This window comes from Streptomyces sp. NPDC051214, assembly GCF_040682375.1.
In the GTDB taxonomy this organism is placed as follows: Bacteria; Actinomycetota; Actinomycetes; order Streptomycetales; family Streptomycetaceae; genus Streptomyces.
The window spans coordinates 303,646-316,028 of record NZ_JBFBAT010000002.1 but is presented as its reverse complement, the minus strand read 5'-3'; the positions used below and the strand labels follow the sequence as shown (position 1 = coordinate 316,028).

Below are 12,383 nucleotides of genomic sequence, written 5' to 3'. Positions count from 1 at the left end.
GTCACGGCCACGGGTTGAGCCCCTCCGTGCGCCGCTGGGCGAACCCCGGCGTGGGGTCGAGATAGACCCGTCGTACGCCGGGAAAGCGCTCACGCAGCCGTCGTTCGGCCTGTTCGCAGGCCCACTCGATCTGTGCCGCCGTGGAGGCGTCCCGGAAGTCGACCTTGGCGGCGACCAGCGCCTCGCGCGGCCCCTGGAGCAGGGTCGTCAGCTCGAGCACGGCCTCGATGTGCTCGGAGGCGAGCAGCACCTCGCGGATCTCCTCGCGCATCGGCTTCGGCAGCGGCCGCCCGATGAGGAGCTGGGCGTTGCTGCGTCCGAGCACCCAGGCGACGTACAGGAGCAGCGCGCCGATGCAGAGCGAGGCCACGCCGTCCCACACCCCGGACCCGGTGAGCTGCCCGCCGAGCAGTCCGCCCGCGGCGAGCACGAGCCCGGCCAGGGCGGCGGAGTCCTCCAGGACGACGGCCTTCACGGCGGTGTCGGGCGTGTGGCGCAGGTAGCGCCCGAAGGACGCCCCGAAGCGTGCCGCCTCACCGCGGGCCTGCTTGACGCCGGTGCGCAGCGAGTAGCCCTCCAGGAGGAAGGCGACGGCGAGCACGATGTACGAGATGAGCGGGTCGCCGAGTTCCTCGCCCGCCACCAGGGTGTGGATGCCGTCGTAGATCGAGAAGACGGCGCCGCCGACGAAGGTGGCGACGGCCGCGAGCATCGCCCAGATGTAGCGCTCGGGGCCGTACCCCAGCGGGTGGTCCTCGTCGGCGGGCTTCTCGCTCCGCTTCAGGGCGGTGAGGAGCAGCACCTCGGTGACGGTGTCGGCCAGCGAGTGCGCCGCCTCGGAGAGCATCGCGCTCGATCCGCTGATGACACCGGCGACGGCCTTGGCGACGGCGATCCCGAGGTTGGCGACGGCGGCGACGATGACGGTGAAGGTGCTTTCGCCGTTCTCGTCCCCGCCCTCTGACGGTAGCTCAGTCATGTATCGGACGGTATGTCCGATCAGCGGGGAACGCGAACGACGCCTTCCTGAATCACCGTCACCGCGAGCTGCCCGTCCTGGGTCCAGATTCGCGCCTGGCCGAGTCCGCGCCCGCCGGACGCCGAGGGCGACTCCTGGTCGTACAGGAGCCATTCGTCGGCCCTGAAGGGGCGGTGGAACCACATCGCGTGGTCGAGCGAGGCGCCGACGACGTCGCCGACCGCCCAGCCGCCACGGCCGTGCGCGAGCAGCACCGAGTCGAGCAGCGTCATGTCGGAGACGTACGTGGCGAGGCAGACGTGCAGCAAGGACGCGTCGACAGCGCTGTCGAGCTTGCCGTTCGTGCGGAACCACACCTGGGAGCGCGGCTCGCGCGGCTGCCCGACCGTGGCCCAGGGCGGCGCGTCCACGTAGCGCAGGTCGACGGCCGCGCGGGCCTCGATCAGGCGCTCGGCGACGTGCGACGGCAGGTGGCGCGGCAGCATCTTCGCGGCGGTGGGGAGGGTCTCCGGGTCCGGGGCCGGCGGCATGCCCGTCTGGTGCTCCAGGCCTTCCTCGTCCGTCTGGAAGGACGCGGAGAGGTGGAATATCGGCTGCCCGTGCTGGACGGCGACGACGCGGCGCGTGGTGAAGGAGCGGCCGTCGCGGATGCGGTCGACGGTGTAGACGATCGGCGCGCCGGGGTCCCCCGCGCGTAGGAAGTACGCGTGCAGGGAGTGGGCGGGGCGGTCGGCGGGGACCGTGCGTCCTGCCGCCACCAGCGCCTGGGCGGCCACCTGGCCGCCGAAGACGCGCGGGACGAGCGCCGAGCGGCTCACGCCCCGGAATATGTCCTCCTCGATCTGCTCCAGGTCGAGCAGATCGAGGAGGGACTCAAGTGCCTTGTTCATGGTTGAAGTTCTACAGGGCGTTCTTTACAGGCCCATGTTCTTGGCGATGATCATCTTCATGACCTCGCTGGTGCCGCCGTAGATGCGGTTGACGCGGTTGTCCGCGTACAGGCGGGCGATGGGGTACTCGTTCATGAAGCCGTAGCCACCGTGCAGCTGGAGGCACTTGTCGATGACGCGGTGCGCGACCTCGGTGTTGAAGAGCTTCGCGGACGCGGCCTCGGCGGCGGTCAGCTCACCCGCATCCAGGGCCTCCAGGGCGCGGTCGGCGACGGCCTCGGCGGCGTCCACCTCGGCCTGGCAGGCGGCCAGCTCGAACTTCGTGTTCTGGAAGGAGGCGACCGTCTTGCCGAAGACCGTGCGGTCCTTGACGTACTCCTTGGCGAACCGGACGGCGGCCTTGGCCTGCGCGTACGCGCCGTAGGCGATGCCCCAGCGCTCTGAGGGGAGGTTGCTTCCGAGGTAGTAGAAGCCCTTGTTCTCCTCGCCGAGGAGGTCCTCGACGGGGACCTTGACGTCGACGAACGCGAGCTCGGCGGTGTCGGAGGTCTTCAGGCCGAGCTTGTCGAGCTTGCGGCCGATGGAGTAGCCCTCGGACTTGGTGTCCACGGCGAAGAGGGAGATGCCGTAGCGGCGGTCCTCGGCGGTGGGCGCCGACGTACGGGCGCAGACGATCACGCGGTCGGCGTGCACGCCGCCGGTGATGAAGGTCTTGGAGCCGTTCAGGACGTAGTGCGTGCCGTCCTCGGAGAGCTTGGCCGTGCTCTTCATGCCCGCGAGGTCGGAGCCGGTGCCCGGCTCGGTCATCGCGAGGGCCCACATCTCCTCGGCGGAGACGAACTTCTCCAGGTAGCGCTTCTTCTGCTCGTCGGTGGCGAGCGCCTTGATGTAGGGCAGGGCGAGCAGAACGTGGACGCCGGAGCCGCCGAAGGTGACGCCCGCGCGGGCGGTCTCCTCGTACTGGATGGCCTCGAACTTGTGGGTGTCCAGGCCCGCGCCGCCGAACTCCTCGGGGACGTTGATGCCGAACAGGCCGAGCTCGGCCAGCTTGTAGTAGAACTCGCGCGGCACCTGACCCGCGGCGAACCACTCCTCGTGGACCGGGACGACCTCGGCCTCGATGAAGGCGCGCAGGGTCTCCCGGAACGCCTCGTGGTCCTCATTGAAAACGGTACGGCGCACGGAAAACTCCCTCTGCTACGACGGCCCCAGCGGCTCACTGTGGTCCAAGCACGGACTAAGCGCTTGCTCAGAACAACGTTACCCGCCGGTCACCGGACCGTCCAGAGAGAAGCCCTGTCGCTCCCGTCACGCCACCGCCGCCGCGAAGGCTCCCCGCGCGAGGCCGTGCAGCAGCTGGGCCATGGCGCTGCGGCTCGGCAGCGCGTCGCGGCGGCTCAGGTGCGGCGTGGAGTTGAGCAGCCCGAAGACCGCGTGCACGCAGACGCGCGCGGCGTTCTCCGCGAGGTCCGGATAGACCTTGCGCACGACGTCGACCCAGATCTCCACGTACTGCCGCTGGAGCTGGCGGACCAGCTTGCGGTCGGTGTCCCGCAGGCGGTCGAGCTCGCGGTCGTGCAGCGTGATCAGGGAGCGGTCGTCGAGGGCGAAGTCGATGTGCCCCTCGATGAGCGCGTCGAGCACCCGCTCCGGCGGTCCTTCCGTGTCGGCGACACACCGCTTGCCGCCGGTCAGGAGCTGTCCGCTGATGCCGACGAGCAGCTCGGCGAGCATCGCGTCCTTGCCCGCGAAGTGGCGGTAGAGACCGGGCCCGCTGATGCCGACGGCAGCCCCTATCTCGTCCACTCCGACTCCGTGGAAGCCGCGCTCGGCGAAGAGCCTGGCGGCTTCCCTGAGGATCTGCTCGCGACGGGTGGGGGCGTCGGTTCTGGTGGCCATGGAATCAATTCTAGACAGGGCGGTTAGCGGTCGTTAACCTAATGGAAACGCGTTAACGCTCATTAACCGAGCAAGGGGGCTCGACTGATGCTGCAGGCACCGGTGCTGACGAGCGCGGCTGATCCCGCGTCCGAGGCATGGCGGACGAACGAGGCGGCGCACACCGCCCTCGTCGACGACCTGCGGGCCAAGCTCGCGGCGGCACGGCTCGGCGGCGGCGAGCGGGCCCGTGCCCGCCATGTCGCGCGCGGCAAGCTGCTGCCCCGCGACCGCGTGGACGCCCTGCTCGACCCCGGCTCGCCCTTCCTGGAGCTGGCCCCGCTCGCGGCCGACGGGCTGTACGGCGGGGACGCGCCGGCCGCCGGGGTCATCGCCGGCATCGGACGGGTCTCCGGGCGCACCTGCGTGATCGTCGCCAACGACGCCACCGTCAAGGGCGGCACGTATTACCCCATGACGGTGAAGAAGCACCTGCGCGCCCAGGAGGTCGCGCTGGAGAACCGCCTGCCCTGTCTGTATCTGGTGGACTCGGGCGGCGCCTTCCTGCCCATGCAGGACGACGTCTTCCCGGACCGCGAGCACTTCGGGCGGATCTTCTACAACCAGGCGCGGATGTCCGGGGCGGGCGTCCCGCAGATCGCGGCCGTCCTCGGCTCGTGCACGGCGGGCGGGGCGTACGTCCCCGCGATGAGCGACGAAGCGGTGATCGTCCGCAATCAGGGGACGATCTTCCTCGGCGGGCCGCCCCTGGTGAAGGCCGCGACCGGCGAGGTCGTGACGGCCGAGGAGCTGGGCGGCGGCGAGGTCCACTCCCGGGTCTCCGGCGTGACGGACCACCTCGCCGAGGACGACGCGCACGCGCTGCGGATCGTGCGCACGATCGTCTCCACGCTCCCCGAGCGCGGCGAACTCCCGTGGTCGGTCCGGCCGGTCGAGGAGCCGAAGGTCGACCCCCTCGGGCTCTACGGGGCGGTGCCGACGGACTCCCGCACCCCCTATGACGTCCGCGAGGTCATCGCGCGCGTGGTCGACGGCTCGCGCTTCGCCGAGTTCAAGGCGGAGTACGGCCAGACGCTCGTCACCGGCTTCGCCCACGTGCACGGCCACCCGGTCGGCATCATCGCGAACAACGGCATCCTGTTCTCCGAGTCCGCCCAGAAGGGCGCCCACTTCATCGAGCTGTGCGACCAGCGCGGCATCCCCCTCGTCTTCCTGCAGAACATCTCCGGCTTCATGGTCGGCCGGGACTATGAGGCGGGCGGCATCGCCAAGCACGGCGCCAAGATGGTGACGGCGGTGGCCTGCACGCGCGTGCCGAAGCTGACGGTCGTCATCGGCGGTTCGTACGGCGCGGGGAACTACTCGATGTGCGGCCGGGCCTACTCCCCCCGCTTCCTGTGGATGTGGCCGAACGCCAAGATCTCCGTGATGGGCGGCGAGCAGGCCGCGTCGGTCCTCGCGACCGTCAAGCGCGACCAGTTGGAGGCGCGGGGCGAGGAGTGGTCGGCGCAGGACGAGGAGGCCTTCAAGGCCCCGGTCCGCGCTCAGTACGAGGAACAGGGCAGCGCCTATTACGCCACGGCACGGCTGTGGGACGACGGCGTGATCGACCCCATGGAGACCCGGCAGGTCCTCGGCCTCGCCCTGACCGCCTGCGCCGAGGCGCCGCTGGGCGAGCCCGGCTTCGGCGTCTTCCGGATGTGAGGGGCGGACGATGAGCGACATCCAGCAAGGGACCATCCCGGGGAGAGGGACGATGTTCGACACGGTTCTGGTCGCCAACAGGGGCGAGATCGCGGTCCGCGTCATCCGGACGCTGCGCGCCCTCGGCGTGCGCTCCGTCGCCGTCTTCAGCGACGCGGACACGGACGCCCGGCATGTGCGGGAGGCGGACACGGCGGTGCGCCTGGGCCCGGCTCCGGCCTCCGAGAGTTATCTCTCGGCCGAGCGGCTCCTGGATGCGGCGTCCCGCAGCGGCGCCCAGGCCGTCCACCCGGGGTACGGCTTCCTCGCCGAGAACGCGCAGTTCGCGCGGGCCTGCACGGACGCGGGCCTCGTCTTCATCGGTCCGCCCGCATCGGCGATCGACCTGATGGGCGACAAGATCCGCGCCAAGGAGACGGTCAAGGCGGCCGGGGTCCCGGTGGTCCCCGGCTCCTCGGGGAGCGGCCTGACCGACGCCCAACTGGCGGACGCCGCGCGCGAGATCGGCATGCCGGTGCTGCTCAAGCCGTCGGCGGGCGGCGGCGGCAAGGGCATGCGGCTCGTGCGGGACGCCTCGCTGCTCGCGGACGAGATCGCCGCCGCGCGGCGCGAGGCGCGGTCCTCCTTCGGTGACGACACGCTGCTCGTGGAGCGCTGGATCGACCGCCCCCGGCACATCGAGATCCAGGTCCTCGCGGACGGCCACGGGAACGTGATCCACCTCGGCGAGCGCGAGTGCTCGCTCCAGCGCCGCCATCAGAAGATCATCGAGGAGGCCCCCAGCGTCCTGCTCGACGAGGCCACGCGCGCGTCGATGGGCGAGGCGGCGGTCCAGGCGGCACGCTCCTGCGGCTACGCGGGCGCGGGCACGGTGGAGTTCATCGTCCCGGGCAAGGACCCGGCGTCGTACTACTTCATGGAGATGAACACCCGCCTCCAGGTGGAGCACCCGGTGACGGAGCTGATCACCGGCCTCGACCTGGTGGAGTGGCAGCTGCGGGTCGCCGCCGGCGAGGAACTCCCGTTCGGTCAGCAGGACATCACGCTGACGGGCCACGCGATCGAGGCCCGCGTCTGCGCGGAAGACCCCTCGCGCGGGTTCCTGCCGTCCGGCGGGACCGTCCTCGCGCTGCACGAGCCGCAGGGTGACGGGGTGCGGACCGACTCCGGCCTGAGCGAGGGCACGGAGGTCGGGAGTCTGTACGACCCGATGCTGTCGAAGGTCATCGCGTACGGCCCCGACCGCTCCACCGCCCTGCGCAAGCTGCGGGCCGCGCTCGCGGAGACGGTCACCCTGGGCGTCCCGACCAACGCGGGGTTCCTGCGGCGCCTCCTCGCACACCCGGCGGTGGTGTCCGGAGAGCTGGACACCGGCCTCGTGGAGCGCGAGGCGGACGGCCTCGTCCCCGAAGGGGTGCCCGACGAGGTGTACGAGGCTGCGGCAGCCGTCCGCACCGCCGCCCTCGAACCGACCGGTGACGGCTGGCGGGACCCCTTCTCGGCCCCGACCAGCTGGCGCCTCGGCGGCACTCCCGCCCCGCTGACGCACCATCTGCGCGTGCCGGGACACGAGCCCGTGGCGCACGGCGCGGGCGAGGGCCCGCGCACCGTGGAGCCCGGCCGCGTCACGGTCCATGTGGACGGCGTCGCCCACACCTTCCACCGCGCCGCCGACTGGCTCGGCAGGGACGGCGACGCCTGGCACGTCCAGGACCACGACCCCGTGGCGGCCAGCCTCACCGGCGCCGCCCACAGCGGGGCCGACGCCCTCACCGCCCCCATGCCCGGCACGGTCACGGTCGTCAAGGTGTCCACCGGCGATCACGTGACCCAGGGGCAGAGCCTCCTGGTGGTGGAGGCGATGAAGATGGAGCACGTCATCTCCGCCCCGCACGCGGGCACCGTCAGCGAGCTCGACGTCACACCGGGCTCGACCGTCGCCATGGACCAGATCCTGGCCGTGGTGATCCCCGACGAGGCCGAGGGAGACACGGAATGACCACCGACGCACGGCCGGGCGGCCTCCCCATGACCGTCCCCGCCCACGCCCTGCCGCCCAGTGTCCGTATCTACGAGGTGGGCGCGCGGGACGGCCTGCAGAACGAGAAAGCGGTCGTCCCCACCGAGATCAAGGCGGAGTTCATCCGCCGCCTCGCCGCGGCGGGCCTCACGACGGTCGAGGCGACCAGCTTCGTGCACCCCAGATGGGTGCCCCAACTGGCCGACTCCGAGCAGCTGTTCCCCCTGGTGGGCGACCTCGAACGGGACGGGGTGGCACAGCTCCCGGTCCTGGTGCCGAACGACCGGGGACTCGACCGCGCGCTGGCCCTCGGCGTCCGCGGCATCGCCGTCTTCGTCAGCGCCACGGAGTCCTTCGCCAAGGCCAATCTGAACCGCACGATGGCCGAGGCGCTCGCCATGTCGGAGCCGGTCGTGGCCCGCGCCCGCGAGCAGGGGGTGCGGGTGCGCGGCTATCTCTCCATGTGCTTCGGCGACCCGTGGGAGGGCCCGGTGCCCGTCGCCCAGGTCGCCCGCACCGCGAAGGCCCTGATCGACATGGGCTGCGACGAGCTGAGCCTCGGCGACACCATCGGCGTGGCCACCCCCGGCCATGTCCTGGCCCTCCTCGCCGAGTTGAACGCGGTGGGTGTGCCGACCGACCGCATCGGCGTGCACTTCCACGACACGTACGGCCAGGCGCTCTCGAACACTCTGGTCGCCCTGCAGCACGGCGTGCGCACGGTCGACTCCTCGGCGGGCGGCCTCGGCGGCTGTCCGTACGCGAAGAGCGCCACCGGCAATCTCGCCACCGAAGACCTCGTATGGATGCTCGACGGCCTCGGCATCGAGACCGGCGTCGATCTCGGCAAGCTCACCGCCACCAGCGCGTGGATGGCCGAACAACTGGGCCGACCCAGCCCCTCCCGCACCGTCCGTGCCCTGACGGGCACCTCCCACCAGGAGCAGTGAAGAACGATGGACCACCGTCTGTCCCCCGAGCACGAGGAGCTCCGCCGCACCGTCGAGGAGTTCGCGCACGAGGTGGTCGCCCCGAAGATCGGCGACCTGTACGAGCGGCACGAGTTTCCGTACGAGATCGTCCGTGAGATGGGCCGCATGGGCCTGTTCGGCCTGCCCTTCCCCGAGGAGTACGGCGGCATGGGCGGCGACTATCTCGCCCTCGGCATCGCGCTCGAAGAGCTGGCGCGGGTCGACTCCTCGGTGGCGATCACCCTGGAGGCGGGTGTCTCGCTCGGCGCCATGCCGATCCACCTCTTCGGCACGGACGAGCAGAAGCAGGAGTGGCTGCCGCGGCTCTGCTCCGGTGAACTCCTGGGCGCCTTCGGCCTGACCGAGCCGGACGGCGGCTCGGACGCGGGCGGCACCCGCACGACCGCGGTCCTCGACGGCGACGAGTGGGTGATCAACGGCTCCAAGTGCTTCATCACCAACTCCGGCACGGACATCACGGGTCTGGTCACGGTCACCGCCGTCACCGGCCGCAAGCCGGACGGCCGTCCGCTCATCTCCTCGATCATCGTGCCGTCCGGGACGCCCGGGTTCACGGTCGCCGCTCCGTACTCGAAGGTCGGCTGGAACGCCTCGGACACCCGCGAGTTGTCCTTCGCGGACGTCCGCGTACCCGCGGCGAACCTCCTCGGCGCAGAGGGCCGCGGGTACGCCCAGTTCCTCCGCATCCTCGACGAGGGCCGGGTCGCGATCTCCGCGCTCGCGACGGGCCTCGCCCAGGGCTGCGTGGACGAGTCCGTGAAGTACGCCAAGGAGCGGCACGCCTTCGGCAAGCCGATCGGGGCGAACCAAGCGATCCAGTTCAAGATCGCCGACATGGAGATGCGGGCGCACATGGCCCGCGTCGGCTGGCGGGACGCGGCCTCCCGGCTCGTCGGCGGCGAGTCCTTCAAGAAGGAGGCGGCGATCGCGAAGCTCTACTCCTCCACGGTCGCCGTCGACAACGCACGCGAGGCCACCCAGATCCACGGGGGGTACGGCTTCATGAACGAGTATCCGGTGGCCCGCATGTGGCGGGACTCCAAGATCCTGGAGATCGGCGAGGGCACCAGCGAGGTGCAGCGCATGCTGATCGCCAGGGAGCTGGGATTCGCGGGATAACCACCCCCGCGTCGGGGAAGGCGCCCGCGGGGGCCACTGGACAGCACCTTAGGTTAGGTTAACCTAAGCGCTAGTTCCGGCCAGTGGCCCCACCGTGCCGCCGTCCTCACGAAAGCAGAGACCCTCATGCCCCACTCCCGCCTCCCCCAGCCCTCCCGTCGCGGCATCCTCGCCGCCGGCGGAGCCCTCGGCCTGACGGCCCTGCTGGCAGCCTGCGGAGACGAGAAGAAGGACAACTCGGGCGCTGCGGACTCCGGCGACTCCGGCCCCTGGAGCTTCAAGGACGACCGCGGCACGACCGCCAAGGCCAAGGGCACCCCGAAGAACATCGTCGCCTTCACCGGCGTCGCCGCAGCCCTCTTCGACTACGGCATCGAGGTCAAGGGCGTCTTCGGCCCGACGAAGACCACGGACGGCAAGGCCGACGTCCAGGCCGGCGACATGGACGTCAGCAAGGTGACGATCCTCGGCAACGAATGGGGCAAGTTCAACATCGAGAAGTACGCGGGCCTCGCCCCCGACCTTCTCGTCTCCACGATGTTCGACGACGCGGGCACCCTCTGGTCCGTCCCCGAGGAGAGCAAGGACAAGATCCTCAAGCTCGCCCCGAGCGTCGGCATCAGCGTCTACGACCGCAAGATGACCGAGCCCCTCCAGCGCCTGCTCGCCCTCGCCGAGTCGCTCGGCGCGGACGTGAAGGCCGAGAAGGTCGTCAAGGCGAAGAAGCGCTTCGAGGCCGCGGCCGAGCGGCTGCGCAAGGTCGCCAAGGCGAACAAGGACATCAAGGTCCTCGTCGGCTCGGCGAGCCAGGACATCTTCTACGTCTCCGGGACGAACCTCTCCGCGGACCTGGAGTACTTCAAGTCCCTCGGCGTGAACTTCGTCGAGCCGTCCGTGGCCGCCAAGAAGGCGAGCGGCGGCTGGTTCGAGAACCTGAGCTGGGAGAACGTCAACAAGCACGACGCGGACATCATCATGATGGACAACCGCACGGCCACCATCCAGCCCGCCGACATCGAGAAGCCGACCTGGGCCAAGCTGCCCGCGGTCAAGGCCGGACAGGTCATTCCCCGCGTCACCGAGCCCATTTACTCGTACGACAAGTGCGCCCCGATCCTCGAGGACCTCGCCGACGCGATCGAGAAGGCGAAGAAGGTCAGCTGACCCCGGACGCCGCGCAACACCACAGCCCTCTCCGCATTCCGGAGAGGGCTGTTCCGTTTTTCTGGCTCCTTGTGACCGCAGGGACCCCCTGGGTTTAACCACAGGGGTAGTTAGGTTAGGCTTACCTCACTTCCCCCAAGTCCCCTCACCCAGAGGAAGTTCATGCGCTCGCACCTGCTCAACGACACCACCGCGGAGCGTTACCGCAGCTCCGTGACCGAAGGAGTCGAGCGGGTGGCGGCCAGAATCGCCACCACCTCACGCCCCTTTACCGGCGTCTCCGTCGACGACCTCGCGCCCCGCATCGAGGCCGTCGACCTGGACGAACCCCTGCACGACACCATCGCCGCCCTGGACGAGCTCGACGAGCTCTACCTGCGCGACGCCGTGTACTTCCACCATCCCCGCTACCTCGCGCACCTCAACTGCCCGGTCGTCATCCCGGCCGTGCTCGGCGAGGCGGTGCTCTCCGCGGTCAACTCTTCCCTCGACACGTGGGATCAGTCCGCAGGCGGCACACTGATCGAGCGCCGTCTCATCGACTGGACAGCCGAACGCATCGGGCTCGGCCCGGCCGCCGACGGCGTGTTCACCAGCGGCGGCTCGCAGTCCAACCTCCAGGCCATGCTGCTCGCCCGCGAGGAAGCCGCCAAGGCCGGAAAGCCCGCCGCCGACCTGCGCATCTTCGCCTCCGAGGTCGGCCACTTCAGCATCCAGAAAGCCGCGACGCTGCTCGGCCTCGGCGAGGACGCCGTGATCGTCGTCCCCACCGATCACAACAAGCGCATGCAGACCGTGGCGCTCGCCCGCGAGCTGGAACGCTGCCGCGAGAACGGCCTCACCCCCATGGCGGTCGTCGCCACCGCCGGCACCACCGACTTCGGCTCCATCGACCCGCTCCCCGAGATCGCCGAGATCTGCGAGCAGTACGGCACCTGGATGCACGTCGACGCGGCGTACGGCTGCGGTCTGCTCGCCTCGCGCAAGAACCGTCACCTCATCGACGGCATCGACCGCGCCGACTCCGTGACCGTCGACTACCACAAGTCCTTCTTCCAGCCGGTGAGTTCCTCCGCCGTCCTGGTCCGGGACCGCACGACGCTGAGCCACGCGACGTACCACGCGGAGTACCTCAACCCGCGCCGCATGGTGCAGGAGCGCATCCCCAACCAGGTCGACAAGTCCCTGCAGACCACACGCCGCTTCGACGCCCTCAAGCTGTGGATGACGCTGCGCGTGATGGGCGCCGACGCCATCGGCGAGCTCTTCGACTCCGTCTGCGACATGGCGGACGAGGGCTGGCAGCTGCTCGCCGCCGACCCCCGCTACGACGTCGTCGTGGAGCCCCAGCTCTCCACGCTCGTCTTCCGCTACATCCCCGCCTCGATCTGCGACCCGTCCGCCATCGACCGCGCCAACCTGTACGCCCGCAAGGCGCTGTTCGCCTCCGGTGACGCCGTCGTCGCGGGCACCAAGGTCGGCGAACGCCAGTACCTCAAGTTCACCCTGCTCAATCCCGAGACCACGGTCGCCGACATCACGGCCGTCCTCGATCTGATCGCCGGCCACGCCGAGCAGTACCTGGGAGAGACCCTTGACCGCGCTTCCTGATCACC

The 12,383-nt window shown here is 70.2% G+C and carries 10 protein-coding genes; 6 read left to right on the top strand and 4 right to left on the bottom strand.

Annotated elements, in window-relative coordinates; genetic code table 11:
• Position 1: 1 nt before the first annotated feature.
• The 4 genes from AB0M70_RS05885 to AB0M70_RS05870 all read right to left on the bottom strand — a co-directional run bounded on the left by AB0M70_RS05885 (position 2) and on the right by AB0M70_RS05870 (position 3,768).
• A complete protein-coding gene (locus tag AB0M70_RS05885; protein WP_365816772.1) occupies positions 2–979 on the bottom strand; it encodes a cation diffusion facilitator family transporter in 978 nt (325 codons plus the stop codon).
• 20 nt (positions 980–999) lie between these two features.
• The gene (locus AB0M70_RS05880; RefSeq protein WP_365816770.1) at positions 1,000–1,869 is read right to left on the bottom strand and encodes an acyl-CoA thioesterase II; all 870 of its coding nucleotides are present in this window, start codon (positions 1,867–1,869) and stop codon (positions 1,000–1,002) included.
• A 24-nt stretch (positions 1,870–1,893) separates the two neighbouring features.
• The gene (locus AB0M70_RS05875; RefSeq protein WP_365816767.1) at positions 1,894–3,051 is read right to left on the bottom strand and encodes an acyl-CoA dehydrogenase family protein; all 1,158 of its coding nucleotides are present in this window, start codon (positions 3,049–3,051) and stop codon (positions 1,894–1,896) included.
• 126 nt (positions 3,052–3,177) lie between these two features.
• Complete coding sequence (locus AB0M70_RS05870) at positions 3,178–3,768, bottom strand: TetR/AcrR family transcriptional regulator (RefSeq protein WP_365816765.1); 591 nt, start codon at positions 3,766–3,768, stop codon at positions 3,178–3,180.
• An 87-nt stretch (positions 3,769–3,855) separates the two neighbouring features.
• On the opposite strand from AB0M70_RS05870, the gene AB0M70_RS05865 reads away from it, so the two are divergent.
• From AB0M70_RS05865 to AB0M70_RS05840, 6 genes are all read left to right on the top strand, one after another.
• Positions 3,856–5,472 (top strand): carboxyl transferase domain-containing protein, encoded by a 1,617-nt coding sequence (locus tag AB0M70_RS05865; protein ID WP_365816763.1) that lies wholly within the window; start codon positions 3,856–3,858, stop codon positions 5,470–5,472.
• Positions 5,473–5,524: 52 nt separating this feature from the next.
• A complete protein-coding gene (locus AB0M70_RS05860; RefSeq protein ID WP_365817568.1) occupies positions 5,525–7,471 on the top strand; it encodes an acetyl/propionyl/methylcrotonyl-CoA carboxylase subunit alpha in 1,947 nt (648 codons plus the stop codon).
• Positions 7,468–8,442 carry a hydroxymethylglutaryl-CoA lyase gene (locus AB0M70_RS05855; protein ID WP_365816761.1) on the top strand — a complete coding sequence of 325 codons (975 nt, stop codon included), beginning with the start codon at positions 7,468–7,470 and terminating at the stop codon, positions 8,440–8,442. The genes AB0M70_RS05860 and AB0M70_RS05855 overlap by 4 nt, the downstream gene beginning before the upstream one ends.
• 6 nt (positions 8,443–8,448) lie before the next feature.
• A complete protein-coding gene (locus AB0M70_RS05850) occupies positions 8,449–9,603 on the top strand; it encodes an acyl-CoA dehydrogenase family protein (protein WP_365816760.1) in 1,155 nt (384 codons plus the stop codon).
• Positions 9,604–9,729: 126 nt separating this feature from the next.
• Positions 9,730–10,767 carry an ABC transporter substrate-binding protein gene (locus AB0M70_RS05845; RefSeq protein WP_365816758.1) on the top strand — a complete coding sequence of 346 codons (1,038 nt, stop codon included), beginning with the start codon at positions 9,730–9,732 and terminating at the stop codon, positions 10,765–10,767.
• A 162-nt stretch (positions 10,768–10,929) separates the two neighbouring features.
• Positions 10,930–12,378 carry an aspartate aminotransferase family protein gene (locus AB0M70_RS05840; protein WP_365816756.1) on the top strand — a complete coding sequence of 483 codons (1,449 nt, stop codon included), beginning with the start codon at positions 10,930–10,932 and terminating at the stop codon, positions 12,376–12,378.
• Positions 12,379–12,383 lie beyond the last annotated feature (5 nt).